We start from the raw sequence: 17650 nt of genomic DNA, 5'->3' as shown, positions 1-17650 counted from the left end.
GTACATAATTCGGTAGTGTCGTTGAGGTAAGAATACGGCTTTCACTCGAAGGGTCGCCAGATGACAAATTTGCCAAAAACTGGATAAATGTACGCATTATGAGTAAGGATGATTTAGATCACGTTTATCCCGTAATACGGATTAAAGTGGAAGTAAAAGTGCGCACAAAAGTCAGGTTTAACACACAAAAATCTAGTTTTTTGCTGAGGCCGTTTTTTCCGTCAGCTGGCTATGATATTGACGGCGATACTCTGACGGCGAGCGTTCGGTGTTTTTGCGGAACAGGCGGCAGAAGTAGTTGCTGTCGGCGAAACCGCACGCGTGGGCGATATCTTTTACTTTCATATCGTGACCTTTTAACAGCATTCGGGCCTGCTCCAGGCGGATGTGATTCAGATACTCGTTAAAGCCCATTGGCCCGCATTTCTGGAACAGATGGGATAGATAGTTTGGCGAGAGATAAAACGCCTGCGCCACCGACTCCCGGGTTAATGGGTCGGCAAAGTGGGCGTCAATATGCTTACGAATCGCTTCAAAAAGCGCCTGGCTGCGCGATGAGGTTTGTACCTGGCTGCCCAGCAGATCGGCACAGTGGCTGAGCAGGCTGGTGACGATAAAGCGGGCCGTGTACTGCTCCCGCGGCTGCATCTGCATTTCATTCAATGCCTGCAGCAGAAAAGAGCCGACCCGGGGACCGCGGCGTGGAACCTGCTGTTTATCCAGCACGTTAAGCGCGCTGCCGTCCCAGTGGCGCAGGACGAATTCCAGCTGCTGTTTACCAAATAAAATAGTGAGCAGAGTGGAGGGCGTCATCCATTGCGGGTCATTCCATCCGCCAGCGGGAATATACAGCACATCGTGCGGCATGAGCTGGGTGCGTTCGGCATTAATCGCTGGATCGTGAAGCTGGCCTGCAAGCATGATTTCGAGGCGCGGAAAATCGACGCATAGCGCATTCTCAGAAGCCGGTCTGGTCTCTGTGGAAAAGCGGATTTTGCCGATTACCGCTGGGCCTTTAATAAAAGAATCAATGGCCTGATTAATATCGCTATTCATTCTCTCTCCGCGTAATGCGATCTCTTTTCATCATACCTAACAAACTGACAGAGGGAAAAGCCGCGCGGTTTTTCTGCGAAGAGTATTGTAAGATTTAATTGATATGTTATATCGTAACATATTATTGCAAACCTAAACTCAGGAGAGAGTGATGACCAAAAAGATTTCCGCGCTGGCGTTTGGCATTGGCATGGTAATGGCGAGCAGCCAGGCTTTTGCCCACGGTCACCCTGGCCATGGCCCGGCGCTGACCGAAGCGGAACAAAAGGCGAGCGAAGGTATTTTTGCCGACCAGGACGTAAAGGACAGGGCGCTGAGCGACTGGGAGGGGATCTGGCAGTCGGTTAACCCCTATCTGCTGAACGGGGATTTAGATCCGGTTCTGGAGCAGAAGGCCAAAAAGGCCGGTAAAAGCGTGGCGGAATATCGGGAATATTATAAGAAGGGCTACGCTACCGATGTCGACCAAATTGGTATCGAGGATAACGTCATGGAGTTTCACGTCGGGAAAACCGTCAACGCCTGTAAGTACAGCTATTCCGGTTACAAAATTCTGACCTACGCATCCGGTAAAAAAGGCGTGCGCTACCTGTTCGAATGCCAGCAGGCGGATTCAAAAGCGCCGAAGTTTGTTCAGTTTAGCGATCATACTATCGCGCCGCGCAAGTCCCAGCATTTCCACATCTTCATGGGCGATGAGTCCCAGGACGCGCTGCTGAAAGAGATGGATAACTGGCCAACCTACTATCCTTATGCGCTGCACAAAGAGCAGATTGTCGACGAAATGCTGCACCACTAATAAAAAATAGCTCCGGTAAACGTGATGCTTACCGGAGCTACGGTTTTTAACCCGGCTCGCGCTACGCTTAGCCGGGCTACAGGTTCCGCAAGGCGAACTAGCCGGTGTTACGCATGCCTGCCGCAACGCCGGCGATAGTGACCATCAGCGCTTGTTCAACGCGCGGATCCGGTTTTTCACCTTTCTCTTCCGCCAGGCGTGAACGATGGAGCAGCTCGGCCTGGAGCACGTTTAACGGGTCGGTATAGATATTACGCAGCTGGATGGACTCCGCGATCCACGGCAGGTCGGCCATCAGGTGGGAGTCGTTGGCGATTGCCAGCACCACGTTGATATCGGCGGACAGCAGTTGGCGCAGCTCTTCACCGAGCTTCCATAGTTCCGGTTTCACCAGACGCTGATCGTAATATTCCGCCAGCCACAGGTCGGCTTTTGAGTAGACCATCTCCAGCATGCCGAGGCGGGTAGAGAAGAACGGCCAGTCGCGGCACATGCTTTCCAGCTCGCTCTGCTTGCCGCCTTCAACGACTTTTTGCAGCGCGGCGCCGGCGCCCAGCCAGGCTGGCAGCATCAGGCGGTTTTGCGTCCACGCGAAGATCCACGGAATGGCGCGCAGCGACTCGACGCCGCCGGTCGGGCGACGTTTTGCCGGACGCGAGCCCAGCGGCAGTTTACCCAGCTCCTGCTCCGGCGTTGCGGAACGGAAGTAAGGAACAAAATCTTTATTTTCACGCACGTAGCCGCGGTACATCTCGCAGGAGACATCTGATAGCTCGGCCATGATGTCGCGCCATTGCGCTTTGGGCTCCGGCGGCGGCAGCAGGTTGGCTTCCAGAATCGCGCTGGTATAGAGCGATAGGCTGCTGATGGTGACTTCCGGCAGGCCGTATTTAAAGCGGATCATCTCGCCCTGTTCGGTGACGCGCAGGCCGCCTTTCAGGCTTCCCGGAGGCTGAGAGAGCAGGGCCGCGTGCGCCGGCGCGCCGCCGCGACCGATAGAACCACCGCGACCGTGGAACAGGGTCAGCTCAATACCGGCTTTTTCACAGGTCTTAATTAAGGCGTCCTGCGCCTGGTACTGCGCCCAGGAGGCGGCCATCACGCCCGCATCTTTCGCCGAGTCGGAATAGCCAATCATGACCATCTGTTTGCCCTGGATAAAGCCGCGATACCAGTCGATATTCAGCAGTTGGGTCATGACGTCGTCGGCGTTATTCAGGTCGTCCAGGGTTTCGAACAGCGGGGCGACCGGCAGCGCGAAGCCGATGCCAGCCTCTTTCAGCAGCAGATGTACTGCCAGGACGTCTGACGGCGTTTTGGCCATTGAAATCACGTAGGCCGCAATCGAGCCGCGCGGCGCCTCGGAGATGACTTTGCACGTCTCAAGCACTTCGCGAGTTTCTTCGCTTGGCTCCCACTGGCGCGGCAGCAGAGGGCGTTTAGAGTTCAGTTCGCGGATCAGGAAGGCCTGCTTATCGGCTTCTGACCAGCTTTCATAGTCGCCGATGCCGAGATAGCGGGTCATTTCGCCCAGCGCTTCGGTGTGGCGGGTGCTTTCCTGACGGATATCGATACGCACCAGCGGTACGCCAAAGGCTTTTACGCGGCGCAGGGTGTCGAGCAGCTCGCCATTGGCGATAATGCCCATGCCGCAGGCTTGCAGCGATTGGTAACAGGCGTAAAGCGGTTCCCACAACTGCTCGTTTTGCGTGATAAGACCCGCTGGTTTCGGCAGTTTCTGCCCTTTCAGGCGCGCTTCCAGCCAGGCCTGCGTCTCCATCAGCTGCGTGCGCAGCTTTTTCATCAGGTAACGATAGGGTTCCTGCGCGCCTTCCGCGCCTGCCAGATCGCGCAGCTCATCGGTGCACTCGACCATTGATAGCTCGGAAATCAGCACCTGGACGTCTTTCAGGAACAGATCGGTTGCTTTCCAGCGGCTGAGTAGCAGGACGTGGCGGGTAATGTCGGCAGTCACGTTCGGGTTGCCGTCGCGGTCGCCGCCCATCCAGGAAGTAAAGCGAACCGGAACAAAGTCGACCGGCAGCCGATAGTTCAGGTTGTCTTCCAGCTGTTCATTCAGCTCGCGCAGGTAGTTCGGTACGCCTTCCCACAGGCTATTTTCAACAACTGCGAAGCCCCATTTCGCTTCATCCACCGGGGTCGGGCGATGTTTGCGGATTTCATCGGTGTGCCACGACTGGGCAATCAGCTGGCGCAGACGGCGCATGACCTGATGACGTTCATAGTCCGCAATGTCGTTGTTATCGAGCTGCTTCAGGCAGCTGTTGATTTCACCCATCTTATGGATCAGCGTACGACGCGTGATTTCGGTCGGGTGCGCGGTCAGCACCAGTTCCAGCGACAGGGATTCAACGGCTTGCTTAATAATGGTTTCGTTGAGGTTGGGTTGCTCTTTAAGCTTTCTCAGGGTGCGGGCAATCACTTCCGGATTACTGGCCGCTTCGCCTTTTGGCGAAATGCTGTGGTATTGCTCAGCGGTATTCGCCAGGTTCAGAAACTGGCTAAAGGCGCGCGCCACCGGCAGTAGCTCGTCGTTGGACAAGTTTTGCAACGTGGTGAGCAGTTCCTGGCGGTTGGCTTCATTGCCAGCGCGAGAAGATTTGGACAACTTACGGATAGTTTCGACACGATCAAGAATGTTTTCTCCTAGCGCATCCTTGATGGTGTCGCCCAGCACCTTACCGAGCATACTGACATTACTACGCAAAGCGGAATATTGTTCGTTCATGTTACCCCAGACACCCCATCTCATTTTATTTTGTTATATCCGGCGCTCGATAATTTGAGCAGTGGATAAGCAACCGTCTTTTATAAAGCCACGTAAAAACCCCCACGTCAATTGTTGCGAAATCGCTTCAGCAAACGAATAAATGGCGGCAATTTGCGAAATTTAACTCGGAGGTCGCTTGATAAGTGTTGCTTATGAAAATGTGATAATTGTCACCCTCTCGCGCGGATGAAATCGCCCGAGAGAATGCGTATTTAATGCCAGCAAAAATGGTGGACCACCTGAGTGATGAGCTCGCGGGTCGGCTTAATAAAGCGCGTTTCCAGGTACTCATCCGGCTGATGGGCCTGGTTGATAGAGCCCGGGCCTAACACCAGCGTCGGGCAGAGAGTCTGAATAAACGGCGCTTCGGTACAGTAGTTCACCACGTCGGTTTGCGCGCCGAGGAGTTTTTCTACGACCTCAACCAGCTTATGGTCCGGCGGACATTCGTAACCGGGGATCGGCGGATGCAGTTCAGAAACGGTCAGGCGGCCAGGCCAGCGCTCGCTCACCGGCGCCAGCGCCTCGTTCAGCAGCCCGTTGAGATCGTTGAGCGTCATTCCGGGTAGCGGACGAATATCCATGTGCAGTTCGCAGCAGGCGCAAATGCGGTTGGAGGCATCGCCGCCGTGGATGGCGCCGAGGTTGAGCGTCGGCCAGGGAACGGTAAAGGCGGCATAGTGATAACGCTCTTTTAAGTCGTCGCGCAGCTGCATAATGCGGCCAATGGCGTCGTGCATCAGTTCAATCGCGTTGACGCCGCGTGCCGGGTCGCTGGAGTGGCCCGACTGCCCCTGAATGCGAACCGCGTTGGACATGTGGCCTTTGTGCGCGCGTATCGGCTGCAGCGACGTGGGCTCACCGATAATGGCGCAGTCCGGTCGCAGTTGGGTCGTCTCGGCGAAGTAGCGGGCGCCGGCCATGCTGGTCTCTTCATCGGCCGTCGCCAGAATATAGAGCGGCTTTTTGAGCTGAGTGACGTCAACGTCGCGCAGGGCGTCGAGAATAAAAGCGAAGAAGCCTTTCATATCCGCGGTGCCGAGACCGTACAGCTTATTGTCGTGCTCGGTCAGGGTAAAAGGGTCGCGGGTCCAGCGGCCATCATCAAACGGGACGGTATCGGTGTGCCCGGCAAGCAGCAGGCCGCCAGCGCCGTGGCCGCTGCTGGCCAGCAGGTTGAATTTATTGCGCGTGTCCGGTACCGGCTGAACTTCAACATTAAAGCCTATATCACGGAACCAGCCAGCCAGTAAATTGATTAAAGACTCATTGCTCTGATCCAGCGCCTCTTCGGTTGCGCTGATGGAAGGTGTGGCGATCAGCGCGCGGTAAATCTCGATAAAGGGCGGTAATTTGTTTTTCATTGTTGACACACCTCGGGTCGTGATAGTATCAATATTCATGCATTATTTGTGAATAAAAATACATTATCGTTGAGCGTAAGAAAACCCATCGAATATAAGGATGATGCTCTTACGGCTCAACAGGGTGGGGAAGGCAACGGTCTTCCAGGGCAAATATACGTAAGCAAGAAGGTGAAGAGCCCCAATGTTGAACACGCTGATTGTGGGCGCCAGCGGTTATGCCGGCGCAGAGCTAGTGGCCTATGTAAATCGCCATCCTCATATGACCATAACCGCATTGACGGTCTCCGCGCAAAGCAATGATGCGGGAAAATTAGTTTCCGATTTGCATCCGCAGCTGAAAGGCATTGTCGATCTGCCGCTGCAGCCGATGTCCGATATCAGCGAGTTTAGCGCCGGAGTGGATGTGGTTTTCCTCGCCACCGCGCACGAGGTGAGCCATGACCTGGCGCCGCAGTTCCTCGCCGCAGGCTGCGTCGTGTTCGATCTCTCCGGGGCGTTCCGCGTGAATGACGGCGCCTTCTATGAAAAATATTACGGTTTCACTCATCAGTACCCTGAACTGTTGGAGCAGGCGGTTTACGGCCTGGCCGAGTGGAGCGTCGAAAAGCTAAAAGAAGCCAATCTGATCGCCGTACCGGGCTGCTACCCGACGGCGGCTCAGCTATCGTTAAAACCGCTGATCGAGGCGGGGCTGCTGGATCTTAACCAGTGGCCGGTGATCAACGCGACCAGCGGGGTAAGCGGCGCCGGGCGTAAAGCCTCTATCGGCAATAGCTTCTGCGAAGTCAGCCTGCAACCCTACGGCGTTTTCAACCACCGTCATCACCCGGAAATTTCAACCCACCTGGGCGCGGACGTGATTTTTACTCCGCATCTGGGCAATTTTAAGCGCGGAATTCTGGAGACCATCACCTGCCGTCTAAAACCCGGCGTGAGCAAAGAGCAGGTGGCGGCGGTGTTCCAGCAGGCCTATGCGGAAAAACCGCTGGTACGTTTATACGATAAAGGTGTCCCTGCATTGAAAAATGTCGTGGGTCTGCCATTCTGTGATATCGGTTTTGCGGTCCAGGATGAACATATCATCGTGGTGGCGGCGGAAGATAACCTGCTGAAAGGCGCGGCCGCGCAGGCCGTGCAGTGCGCAAATATTCGTTTCGGCTTCGCTGAGACGCAGTCTCTTATTTAAGGTGTGATGATGAATCCTTTAATTATCAAACTTGGCGGCGTCCTGCTGGACAGCGAAGAAGCGCTTGAGCGCTTGTTTACGGCACTGGTGAACTACCGCGAATCCCATCAGCGCCCGCTGATTATTGTGCACGGCGGCGGCTGCGTGGTGGATGAACTCATGAAGCAGCTCAACCTGCCGGTGAACAAGAAAAACGGTCTGCGGGTCACGCCGGCGGATCAGATCGACATTATTACCGGCGCGCTGGCGGGAACCGCCAACAAAACGCTGCTGGCGTGGGCGAAGAAGCATGGACTGGCTGCCGTTGGGCTATTCCTCGGTGACGGCGATAGCGTCAAAGTGACGCAGCTTGATGAAGAGCTTGGTCATGTCGGATACGCTCAGCCGGGTTCTCCGGCGCTGATTAACTCGCTGCTGGCGGGCGGTTATATGCCGGTCGTTAGCTCTATCGGCGTCACCGATGAAGGCGAGTTGATGAACGTCAACGCCGACCAGGCGGCGACCGCGCTGGCGGCAACGCTCGGCGCAGACCTGATTCTGCTGTCTGATGTAAGCGGCATTCTAGATGGCAAAGGGCAGCGCATTGCGGAAATGACCGCCGAGAAGGCTGAACAGCTGATCGAGCAGGGCATTATCACCGACGGCATGATCGTCAAAGTGAATGCGGCCCTGGACGCGGCGCGGACATTAGGCCGCCCGGTCGATATCGCCTCCTGGCGTCACGCGGAGCAGCTCCCTGCGTTGTTTAACGGCACGCCGATCGGCACGCGTATTCTCGCATAATCAATTTATCATTTTGTCGGCCCGGTAAGCGTAGCGCCGCCGGGCAATAAAATTCAAAGATATTAAGGAAGCATGTTATGGCACTTTGGGGTGGGCGTTTTACTCAGGCAGCGGATCAGCGGTTCAAACAGTTCAACGACTCTTTGCGCTTTGACTATCGCCTGGCGGAGCAGGATATCGTTGGCTCTGTTGCCTGGTCCAAAGCGCTGGTGACGGTTGGCGTTTTGACCGCTGATGAACAACAGCAGCTGGAAGAGGCGCTGAACATTCTGCTGGAAGACGTGCGGGCTAACCCGCAGCAGATCCTCGAAAGCGATGCGGAAGATATTCATAGCTGGGTGGAAGGTAAGCTGATCGACAAGGTCGGCCAACTGGGCAAAAAGCTGCACACCGGGCGTAGCCGTAATGACCAGGTGGCGACAGACCTGAAGCTGTGGTGCAAAGATACCGTTGTGGAACTGCTGTCGGCGAATCGTCAGCTACAAAGCGCGCTGGTCGAGACGGCGGAGAATAACCAGGACGCCGTCATGCCGGGCTATACCCACCTGCAGCGCGCGCAGCCGGTGACGTTTGCCCACTGGTGTCTGGCCTATGTTGAAATGCTGGCACGAGATGAAAGCCGTCTGCAGGATGCGCTTAAACGTCTGGACGTCAGCCCGCTGGGCTGCGGAGCGCTGGCGGGTACTGCCTATGAAATCGATCGTGAACAGCTGGCCGGCTGGCTGGGCTTCGCATCGGCGACCCGCAATAGCCTGGACAGCGTGTCCGATCGCGATCACGTACTGGAACTGCTGTCCGATGCCTCAATCGGTATGGTCCACCTGTCGCGTTTTGCCGAAGATCTGATCTTCTTCAATACCGGCGAAGCGAGTTTTGTTGAGCTTTCTGACCGCGTGACTTCTGGCTCATCCCTGATGCCGCAGAAGAAAAACCCGGATGCGCTGGAGCTGATCCGTGGAAAATGCGGCCGCGTGCAGGGCGCGCTGACCGGCATGATGATGACCCTCAAGGGGCTGCCGCTGGCCTACAACAAAGATATGCAGGAAGATAAAGAAGGGCTGTTTGACGCGCTTGATACCTGGCTCGACTGCATGCATATGGCGGCACTGGTGCTTGACGGTATTCAGGTAAAACGCCCGCGCTGTGAAGAAGCGGCGCAGCAGGGTTATGCGAATGCCACCGAACTGGCGGATTATCTGGTTGCTAAAGGTGTGCCGTTCCGTGAAGCGCACCATATTGTCGGTGAAGCGGTAGTGGAAGCCATTGCCCAGGGCAAGCCGCTGGAGGATCTGCCTCTGGCCGATTTGCAGAAATTTAGCTCCGTGATTGCGGATGACGTCTATCCGATTCTGGCGCTGCAGTCGTGTCTGGATAAGCGTGCGGCTAAAGGCGGCGTTTCTCCTCAGCAGGTGGCTCAGGCGATTGCCGACGCTAAACAGCGCCTGGTGTGATTCGCCTGCGGGGCTGCTTTTAAGGCGGTAAATAAACGAAGCTCGGGTAACCCCGGGCTTTTTTTATACAAAAAAAAGCGGACACAAGGTCCGCAAAAGTTCACGTTGGCTTTAGTTATCCGGGTAGAAAACTGTGAGGAAGCGCGATGATTTTCTGCAGTTTTCCTCATTTATGGGTTTATTATTGAACAGAAACCTTGATAGGGATAATCGTTCGTTGCTATTCTATCTATCGCCATGGACTATCGTGGCGATGGAGGATGAATAATGAATATTCGCGATCTTGAATATCTGGTAGCGCTAGCCGAACACCGCCACTTCCGCCGCGCGGCGGATTCTTGTCACGTCAGCCAACCTACGCTTAGCGGACAAATCCGTAAGCTGGAGGATGAGCTCGGTGTGATGTTGCTGGAACGCACCAGCCGTAAGGTTCTGTTCACCCAGGCAGGGCTGCTGCTGGTGGATCAGGCGCGTACCGTGCTACGCGAAGTCAAAGTGCTGAAGGAAATGGCAAGCCAGCAGGGAGAGACCATGTCCGGGCCGCTGCATATTGGACTGATCCCGACGATTGGCCCTTATCTGCTGCCGTTGATTATCCCGATGCTGCATCAGACCTTTCCCAAGCTGGAAATGTATCTGCATGAAGCACAAACCCATCAGCTTTTAGCGCAGCTTGATAGCGGTAAGCTCGACTGCGCGATTCTGGCGCTGGTCAAAGAGAGCGAAGCGTTTATTGAGGTGCCGCTGTTTGATGAGCCCATGATGCTGGCTATCTACGAAGATCACCCGTGGGCTAACCGCGAGTGCGTGCCGATGTCGGACCTGGCCGGTGAAAAGCTGCTGATGCTGGAAGACGGCCACTGCCTGCGCGATCAGGCGATGGGCTTTTGCTTTGAAGCGGGCGCCGACGAGGATACGCATTTCCGGGCGACCAGCCTCGAAACGTTGCGTAACATGGTGGCTGCCGGTAGCGGCATCACGCTGCTGCCAGCCTTAGCCGTGCCGCAGGAGAGAAAGCGCGATGGCGTGGTCTATGTGCCCTGTATCAAGCCGGAACCGAGACGTACCGTGGGGCTGGTTTATCGCCCGGGTTCGCCGCTGCGTAGCCGCTATGAACATCTGGCAGAGGCCATCCGCGGGAAGATGGATGGCCATTTCGACACCGCGTTAAAACAGGCGGTTTAAGCCATTTAACGCGGCTACCCGATAGGCTTCCGCCATCGTCGGGTAGTTAAAGGTGGTGTTAACGAAGTACTCAATGGTGTTACCACCGCCTTTCTGCTCCATTATCGCCTGGCCGATGTGAATAATTTCGGCCGCGCGCTCGCCAAAGCAATGAATCCCAAGGATCTCTTTCGTTTCGCGATGAAACAGGATCTTCAGCGTACCGACGCTCATGCCGACAATCTGCGCACGCGCCAGATGCTTGAACTGCGCGCGCCCTACCTCGTAAGGCACTTTCATGGCCGTCAATTGCTGCTCGGTTTTGCCAACGGAGCTGATTTCCGGAATGGTGTAAATACCGGTAGGGATATCTTCAATCAGATGCGCCGAGGCTTCGCCTTTCACCAGCGCCTGGGCAGCGATGCGCCCCTGGTCGTAGGCGGCCGAGGCCAGGCTCGGGTAGCCAATCACATCGCCGACGGCATAAATATGCGGCAGGGCGGTTTGATACATGCTGTTGACCTTCAACTGACCGCGGCTATCGGTTTGCAGGCCGATATTTTCCAGCGCCAGAGAGTCGGTATTCCCGGTGCGGCCGTTAGCGTACAGCAGGCAGTCCGCTTTTAGCTTTTTGCCGGATTTCAGGTGCATGATGACGCCGTCATCCACGCCCTCAATCTTTTCGTACTCTTCATTGTGGCGAATGACCACGCCGCTATTCCAGAAGTGATAGGAGAGGGAGTCGGACATCTCCTGATCGAGAAACGCCAGCAGGCGATCGCGGGTGTTGATCAGATCCACCTTCACTTCCATTCCGCGGAAGATCGACGCATATTCGCAGCCGATCACCCCGGCCCCATAAATGATCACATGGCGCGGTTCGTGGTGCAGGCTAAGGATCGAGTCGCTGTCATAAATGCGCGGGTGATGGAAGTCAACGTCTGCCGGATGGTACGGGCGTGAACCGCAGGCAATCACGAACTTTTCCGCCGTCACCGTTTCCACGGTACCGTCGTGGCATTCCAGCGCGATAGTGTGGTCATCAACAAAATGGGCATTACCCTGCAGGATTTCACAGTGGTTACGCTCATAGAAACCCTGACGCATATGGGTTTGCTGGTTAATGACGCTGTCGGCATGGTTCAGGATGTCGGCGAAGGAAGAACGAAGAAGACGGGAATGGTCGCTGTAGAGGGGATTTTGGTTAAACTCGATAATACGGCTGACGGCATGGCGGAGGGCTTTTGACGGGATGGTACCCCAGTGGGTACAACCGCCGCCAACGTTATGGTAGCGCTCAATGACGGCAACGCGTGCTCCCTGTTTCACCAGCCCCATGGCGGCACCTTCTCCGCCAGGACCGGAACCAATCACAATTGCATCATAATCCCAAGAGTGTGACATGGCATTACTCACCTGTTTTATACATAAAATAAACACGATGATAACATTTGCCGCGCTTTAACCCAATTATCGTTGTGCTTTTTTGCGGCATAAAAGCAGAAACAGCTCGTAAACAATCATTCACAATCCAGTGTAAACCGATTGGTTCTGATCTCTGGTATAGTGCCGGAAGGGCTTATGGAAGGATTCAGACAACGTGATGGGCGTAAGAGCGCAACAAAAAGAAAAAACCCGGCGTTCGCTGGTGGAAGCGGCATTTAGCCAGCTAAGTGCTGAACGCAGTTTTGCCAGCTTAAGCCTGCGCGAAGTTGCGCGGGAAGCGGGGATCGCCCCGACGTCCTTCTATCGCCATTTTCGTGATGTCGATGAGCTTGGTCTGACCATGGTGGATGAAAGCGGGCTTATGCTGCGCCAGCTGATGCGTCAGGCGCGCCAGCGTATCGCGAAAGGCGGCAGCGTCATTCGCACTTCTGTTTCCACCTTTATGGAATTTATTGGCAACAATCCGAACGCCTTCCGCCTGCTGCTGCGGGAACGCTCCGGTACGTCTGCGGCGTTTCGCGCCGCCGTGGCGCGTGAAATTCAGCATTTTATCGCGGAACTTGCCGACTATTTAGAAATCGAAAACCATATGCCGCGCGCCTTTACCGAAGCGCAGGCTGAAGCTATGGTCACCATCGTATTTAGCGCTGGCGCTGAGGCTCTCGATGTAGGCCCGGAGCAGCGTCGACAGCTGGAAGAACGCCTGGTGCTGCAGCTCAGAATGATCTCGAAAGGCGCGTATTACTGGTATCGCCGTGAACAAGAAAAAATATCAAATCATTCCGAATAACGTGAAGGACGAGCAATGAAACACTCAGTACAAGATAGAGGTACGCTGCTGCTGGCGCTGATCGCAGGTTTATCCATTAATGGTACCTTCGCCGCGCTGTTCAGCTCCATTGTCCCTTTTTCCATCTTCCCCATCTTGTCGTTGGTGCTGACGGTATACTGCCTGCATCAGCGCTATCAGAATCGTAGTATGCCCGTGGGTTTGCCGGGGCTTGCCGCTGCTTGCTTTATTCTCGGCGTGTTGGTTTACAGCACCGTTGTGCGCGCGGAGTATCCGGACATCGGCTCTAACTTCTTCCCGGCAGTTCTGTCAGTGATTATGGTGTTCTGGATTGGCTACAAATTGCGCAACCGCAAGAACGCGGTCGCGGAATAATCTCTCACCCGGCAGCAGCGCTGTTGCCGGGTTTTCTCGCGCAGCTTTACTTCTTCGTTAGCAGTACGCCGCATTCCATATGATGGGTATACGGGAACTGGTCGAATAGCGCCAGGCGCGTGACCGCGTGGGTCTCACTGAGCGTTTCCAGGTTCTGGCATAGGGTCTCCGGATTGCAGGAGATATACAGAATACGCGGATACGCCTGCACCATTTTCTCCGTTTCGCTATCCAGCCCACTGCGCGGCGGATCAACGAAAATCGTCTCACACTGATAGCTCTTCAGATCAATGCCCTGCAGGCGGTTAAACTCCCGCACGCCGTTCATCGCCTGGGTAAACTCTTCCGCCGACATGCGGATAATCTGCACATTATCAATGTGGTTCGCTGCAATATTATATTGCGCCGCCGCGACGGACGGTTTAGCTATTTCCGTTGCCAGCACGCGTTCGAAATTACGCGCCAACGCCAGCGAAAAGTTACCGTTACCGCAATACAGCTCAAGCAGGTCGCCAGTTGCGCCTTTGGTGGCATCGATAGCCCACTCCAGCATCTGGACGTTCATTACCGCGTTTGGCTGGGTGAAGCTATTCTCAACCTGACGATAGATCATTTCACGCCCGCCAACTGGCAGACGTTCATCGATATAGTCTTGATCCAGCTCGATTTTAGTTTTCGTAGCGCGGCCAATCAGATGCACATTCAGATTTTGCGCTCGCAGCGCATCGCGGAAGCGCTCTGCCTGCTGACGCCATTCATCGTCGAGCTTCTTATGATACAGCAGCGATATCACGGCCTGATTGCTCAGGGTGGTCAGATAATCCACCTGAAACAGTTTATGGCGCAGTACCGGGTTATCGCGTACGCCTTCAATCACCGCGGTCATCAGCTGATTAATCAGCTCGCTGGCGGCCGGGAAGGTATCGACGCGAATGCGGGATTTGGTCTGCTGATCAAACATAATGTGGTACAGGTCATCGCCATCGTGCCACAGGCGGAACTCTGCGCGCATGCGATAGTGGCTGACCGGCGAACGAAACACTTCCGGAACCGGGGCGCTGAAAGGCGCCATCATTTTCTGCAAACGGACGACTTTTTCTGCCAGCTGCGCTTCATATTGTTCGGTAGGAAGGTGTTCGGGGGTCATGATGCATCCTGAATAAAATAAGTACGCGGGGGATTGTAGGGAAAGCGCCGGGGATGTCCAGCCCTGATGATATAAGGAAATATAACGGTAGAAGTCTGGACATCTATATGTTTCTGATTATAGCATCGTGCTACCGGTCCTATGAGTTAATAGGGAATCCAGTGTAAATCTGGAGCTGACGCGCAGCGGTAAGGAAAAGTGGGATGAGCGCATTATGCAGACACTGCGGTTATTTAGCGGGAAGTCCTCATCCATCAAACACTCCAAGCCCGAAGACCTGCCGGAATACGTCGCATTTGGTTTCTATCATCGCGTGCTACTGATAGAGCCGGCGGCATCCTTTATTTATTACGGATGCTTTAAAATGATTAAAAAAGCTTCGCTGATGACGGCGCTCTCCGTCACGGCATTTTCCGGCTGGGCGCAGGACAGCAATTCAGATACGTTAGTGGTCACAGCAAACCGTTTTCAACAGCCGGTCAATACGGTCCTTGCGCCGACCGATGTGGTTACCCGGGAAGATATCGAGCGCTGGCAGGCGAAAGATTTGAACGATGTGATGCGCCGATTGCCTGGCGTGGATGTCGCGCAAAATGGTGGCATGGGGCAATCCTCCTCTCTGTTTATCCGTGGTACTGAAGCCAAACAGGTGCTGGTGCTGGTTGACGGCGTTCCCATGGCCCGACCGGGAATTACAAATAACCCTGATTTGAATCAGATCCCTTTATCGCTGGTACAGCGCGTCGAATATATCCGCGGCCCGCGTTCGGCGATTTATGGATCCGGGGCTATGGGCGGGGTGATTAACGTCATTACGCACTCTGATAAAGAACAATCCAAAATTACCGCTGGGGTAGGTTCTAAAGGTTACCAACAATATGACGGTACCCTGCGCCATCGCTTTGGCGATACGGTGGCGACGGTTGCGGGCTCCTATGAGGGTAATAAAGGCTTCAACGTTCAGCCTGGTTCAACCTGGGAGCACGACGGCGATCGCGACGGTTTTCGTAATAAAACATTTTGGGGCAGCCTCGAGCATACATTTAACGAGAATTTTGACGGTTTCTTCCGCGGACACAGCTATACCAATAACTCTGATTACGATCTTGGAAGCCCGCCGTATAGCCCGGCCTACAGCGCCGATGAAAACCAGCTCTACAACCAAAGCTGGGATGCGGGGCTGAACTTTAATTCCGGTATCTACTCCTCTCAGCTTATCGCCAGCTACCAGAAGGTAAAGGACTACAACTACAGCAGTATCTATGGCCGTTACAACGATGGTACGACGCTCGACAGGATGACGCAGCGTAACCTGCAGTGGGGTAATAACGTTATTGTGGGTCATGGTTCTGTCAGCGCAGGGGTGGACTGGCAGCAGCAGCGATTAACGTCATCAGACACGACGATGTCGGATACCTATAAACGTGACAATACGGGACTGTATCTGACGGGCCAGCAGCAGTTTGGCGATGTGACCCTCGAAGCTTCCGGGCGTGAAGACCACGATGAGCAGTTTGGCTGGCATGGTACTTGGCAGACGACCGCAGGCTGGGAGTTTGTTGAAAACTATCGCTTGACCCTCGGCTACGGTACCGGCTTCCTTGCACCTTCTTTAGGACAACAGTTTGGTTCGACCCGATTTGGTATCAATGCGAATCCCAACCTGAAGCCTGAAGAGTCGAAGCAGTGGGAAGCGGGGCTGGAAGGGCTCACAGGTCCCGTGGACTGGCGCTTGTCCGCATACCATTACAAGATTACTAACCTGATTACCTATTTCTCCGATCCTGTCACCTATGAAGGGGAGTACGACAATATTAATGCCGCGACGATTAAAGGCGTGGAGTGGACGGGAAGTGTCGATACCGGTATTTTCAGCCATCGCGTAACGTTGCAGTATGTCGATCCGCGTAACGATGATAACGGTGAAGTGCTGGCCCGACGTTCTAAACGACAGGCAAAGTATCAGCTAGACTGGTCCGTGTTTGATGTCGATATGGATGTGTCCTGGCAGTATTATGGGAAGCGCTACGATAACAACACCTCCCAGTACAACAATACGCAAAGGATTTTGCCGAGCTACAGCACGGTAGACGTTTCTGCATCGTATCCGATCACCGATCGCCTGACAGTTCGTGGTAAAATAGCTAACCTGTTCGATAAAGATTACGAGACAGCTTATGGCTACCAAACTGCAGGACGAGAATACTACTTGTCTGGCAGCTACACCTTCTGATCCACGTCCCACCGTGCTGGTGTTTGATTCCGGCGTCGGTGGGCTGTCGGTTTACAACGAGATTCGGCAGCTTCTGCCGGATCTGCATTACATCTACGCTTTCGATAACGTGGCATTCCCTTACGGGGAGAAGAGCGAAGAATTTATCGTTGAACGCGTTCTGGAGATCGTTACCGCGGTACAGCAGCGCTATCCGTTGGCATTGGCCGTCATTGCCTGTAACACCGCAAGTACCGTTTCCCTCCCCGCATTACGCGATAAATTCGCCTTTCCGGTTGTCGGCGTCGTTCCGGCGATAAAACCCGCGGCTCGCTTAACGGCGAATGGCGTTGTTGGTCTTCTGGCGACGCGCGGAACGGTAAAACGTCCTTATACGCGCGAACTGATCTCTCGCTTTGCGAATGAATGCAAAATTGAAATGCTGGGGTCGGCAGAGCTGGTGGAGCTGGCGGAGGCTAAGCTCCACGGTGAACCGGTCCCGCTGGATGAACTGCGACGTATCCTGCGTCCCTGGCTGAGAATGCAGGAACCGCCTGATACGGTTGTGCTGGGGTGTACGCATTTCCCTCTAATACAAGAAGAGCTGCAGCAGGTTCTGCCGGAAGGGACGAGAATGATCGACTCCGGGGCGGCAATTGCGCGTCGCACAGCCTGGCTATTAGAGCACGAAGCGCCTGACGCAAAATCGAGTGATGTCAATATTGCGTACTGTATGGCGTTGACGCCTGAAACTGAGCAGCTTTTGAGCGTTTTGCGGCGCTATGGCTTCGAATCGCTGGAAAAATTACCGCTTTCATAGCGTTTTGCACAAAAAAGAGACGGTTGAAAGATTTTTTGAAAACAGGGCTTGTCAACGTCTCAGAACTCCCTATAATGCGCCTCCACTGACACGGAACAACGGCACGCAAGCCGCCGGGTCAGCGGGATTCAGCGATGAATGCCGGCAGAGAAAAGCAAAATTAAACGCTTGACTCTGAATGAGGAAAACGTATTATACGGGACCTCGCAACGGTGAGCGAAAGCCGCGTTGCACTGCTCTTTAACAATTTATCAGACAATCTG

The 17650-nt window shown here is 54.6% G+C and carries 14 protein-coding genes and 1 riboswitch; of the genes, 9 read left to right on the top strand and 5 right to left on the bottom strand.

What is annotated here, in order from left to right:
• Positions 1-192: 192 nt before the first annotated feature.
• Positions 193-1056 carry an AraC family transcriptional regulator gene (locus EGY08_RS14325; RefSeq protein ID WP_004127311.1) on the bottom strand — a complete coding sequence of 288 codons (864 nt, stop codon included), beginning with the start codon at positions 1054-1056 and terminating at the stop codon, positions 193-195.
• Between the two features lie 151 nt (positions 1057-1207).
• Between EGY08_RS14325 and zinT the strand changes: the two genes are divergently transcribed.
• Positions 1208-1855, top strand: a complete 648-nt coding sequence (gene zinT, locus EGY08_RS14320) for a metal-binding protein ZinT (protein WP_004127314.1) — start codon at positions 1208-1210, stop codon at positions 1853-1855.
• 97 nt (positions 1856-1952) lie between these two features.
• Here the strand turns inward: zinT and ppc are convergent, their stop codons facing one another.
• Both ppc and argE read right to left on the bottom strand, forming a co-directional pair.
• Entirely contained in the window at positions 1953-4604 is a 2652-nt protein-coding gene (gene ppc, locus EGY08_RS14315) for a phosphoenolpyruvate carboxylase (RefSeq protein ID WP_049113499.1), read from the bottom strand.
• A 254-nt stretch (positions 4605-4858) separates the two neighbouring features.
• A complete protein-coding gene (argE, locus tag EGY08_RS14310; RefSeq protein WP_004127321.1) occupies positions 4859-6010 on the bottom strand; it encodes an acetylornithine deacetylase in 1152 nt (383 codons plus the stop codon).
• A 184-nt stretch (positions 6011-6194) separates the two neighbouring features.
• Here argE and argC point away from each other — a divergent pair, with 184 nt between their 5' ends.
• The 4 genes from argC (at position 6195) to oxyR (ending at position 10618) form a co-directional block, all read left to right on the top strand.
• Positions 6195-7199: an N-acetyl-gamma-glutamyl-phosphate reductase gene (gene argC, locus EGY08_RS14305; protein WP_004127324.1), complete on the top strand. Its 1005-nt coding sequence runs from the start codon at positions 6195-6197 to the stop codon at positions 7197-7199.
• A gap of 6 nt (positions 7200-7205) precedes the next feature.
• The gene (gene argB / locus EGY08_RS14300; RefSeq protein WP_109213033.1) at positions 7206-7982 is read left to right on the top strand and encodes an acetylglutamate kinase; all 777 of its coding nucleotides are present in this window, start codon (positions 7206-7208) and stop codon (positions 7980-7982) included.
• Positions 7983-8059: 77 nt separating this feature from the next.
• On the top strand, positions 8060-9433 hold the full coding sequence (argH, locus tag EGY08_RS14295) for an argininosuccinate lyase (protein ID WP_004127328.1): 1374 nt from the start codon (positions 8060-8062) through the stop codon (positions 9431-9433).
• Positions 9434-9700: 267 nt separating this feature from the next.
• Positions 9701-10618, top strand: coding sequence for a DNA-binding transcriptional regulator OxyR (gene oxyR / locus EGY08_RS14285; RefSeq protein WP_004127331.1), 918 nt, complete (start codon positions 9701-9703; stop codon positions 10616-10618).
• Here the strand turns inward: oxyR and sthA are convergent.
• Positions 10601-12001, bottom strand: coding sequence for a Si-specific NAD(P)(+) transhydrogenase (gene sthA, locus EGY08_RS14280; protein WP_123828601.1), 1401 nt, complete (start codon positions 11999-12001; stop codon positions 10601-10603). The two genes, oxyR and sthA, sit on opposite strands and share 18 nt — an antisense overlap.
• Positions 12002-12197: 196 nt before the next feature.
• Between sthA and fabR the strand changes: the two genes are divergently transcribed.
• Entirely contained in the window at positions 12198-12833 is a 636-nt protein-coding gene (gene fabR, locus EGY08_RS14275; RefSeq protein ID WP_004107582.1) for an HTH-type transcriptional repressor FabR, read from the top strand.
• 15 nt (positions 12834-12848) lie between these two features.
• Positions 12849-13208, top strand: coding sequence for a YijD family membrane protein (locus EGY08_RS14270; protein ID WP_004127333.1), 360 nt, complete (start codon positions 12849-12851; stop codon positions 13206-13208).
• A gap of 46 nt (positions 13209-13254) precedes the next feature.
• Here EGY08_RS14270 and trmA read toward each other — a convergent pair whose 3' ends face one another.
• Positions 13255-14355 carry a tRNA (uridine(54)-C5)-methyltransferase TrmA gene (gene trmA, locus EGY08_RS14265; RefSeq protein ID WP_004127337.1) on the bottom strand — a complete coding sequence of 367 codons (1101 nt, stop codon included), beginning with the start codon at positions 14353-14355 and terminating at the stop codon, positions 13255-13257.
• 117 nt (positions 14356-14472) lie between these two features.
• A riboswitch (cobalamin riboswitch) is annotated at positions 14473-14655 on the top strand.
• A 64-nt stretch (positions 14656-14719) separates the two neighbouring features.
• Here trmA and btuB point away from each other — a divergent pair.
• The gene (gene btuB / locus EGY08_RS14260) at positions 14720-16588 is read left to right on the top strand and encodes a TonB-dependent vitamin B12 receptor BtuB (RefSeq protein ID WP_049111975.1); all 1869 of its coding nucleotides are present in this window, start codon (positions 14720-14722) and stop codon (positions 16586-16588) included.
• Positions 16533-17387 carry a glutamate racemase gene (murI, locus tag EGY08_RS14255; RefSeq protein WP_004127341.1) on the top strand — a complete coding sequence of 285 codons (855 nt, stop codon included), beginning with the start codon at positions 16533-16535 and terminating at the stop codon, positions 17385-17387. The genes btuB and murI overlap by 56 nt, the downstream gene beginning before the upstream one ends.
• Positions 17388-17650 lie beyond the last annotated feature (263 nt).

This window comes from Klebsiella sp. FDAARGOS_511 (genome assembly GCF_003812845.1).
Taxonomy (GTDB): domain Bacteria; phylum Pseudomonadota; class Gammaproteobacteria; order Enterobacterales; family Enterobacteriaceae; genus Klebsiella; species Klebsiella grimontii.
This window is presented reverse-complemented; position numbering and strand designations above follow the sequence as displayed.

Excerpts from the sequence above, each read along its gene's own strand:
- argC (WP_004127324.1), top strand. The coding sequence starts at position 6,195 with ATGTTGAACACGCTGATTGTGGGCGCCAGCGGTTATGCCGGCGCAGAG.
- argB (WP_109213033.1), top strand. The coding sequence starts at position 7,206 with ATGATGAATCCTTTAATTATCAAACTTGGCGGCGTCCTGCTGGACAGC.
- EGY08_RS14270 (WP_004127333.1), top strand. The coding sequence starts at position 12,849 with ATGAAACACTCAGTACAAGATAGAGGTACGCTGCTGCTGGCGCTGATC.
- argE (WP_004127321.1), bottom strand. The coding sequence starts at position 6,010 with ATGAAAAACAAATTACCGCCCTTTATCGAGATTTACCGCGCGCTGATC.
- EGY08_RS14325 (WP_004127311.1), bottom strand. The coding sequence starts at position 1,056 with ATGAATAGCGATATTAATCAGGCCATTGATTCTTTTATTAAAGGCCCA.
- sthA (WP_123828601.1), bottom strand. The coding sequence starts at position 12,001 with ATGTCACACTCTTGGGATTATGATGCAATTGTGATTGGTTCCGGTCCT.
- argH (WP_004127328.1), top strand. The coding sequence starts at position 8,060 with ATGGCACTTTGGGGTGGGCGTTTTACTCAGGCAGCGGATCAGCGGTTC.
- trmA (WP_004127337.1), bottom strand. The coding sequence starts at position 14,355 with ATGACCCCCGAACACCTTCCTACCGAACAATATGAAGCGCAGCTGGCA.
- murI (WP_004127341.1), top strand. The coding sequence starts at position 16,533 with ATGGCTACCAAACTGCAGGACGAGAATACTACTTGTCTGGCAGCTACA.
- ppc (WP_049113499.1), bottom strand. The coding sequence starts at position 4,604 with ATGAACGAACAATATTCCGCTTTGCGTAGTAATGTCAGTATGCTCGGT.
- oxyR (WP_004127331.1), top strand. The coding sequence starts at position 9,701 with ATGAATATTCGCGATCTTGAATATCTGGTAGCGCTAGCCGAACACCGC.
- zinT (WP_004127314.1), top strand. The coding sequence starts at position 1,208 with ATGACCAAAAAGATTTCCGCGCTGGCGTTTGGCATTGGCATGGTAATG.
- btuB (WP_049111975.1), top strand. The coding sequence starts at position 14,720 with ATGATTAAAAAAGCTTCGCTGATGACGGCGCTCTCCGTCACGGCATTT.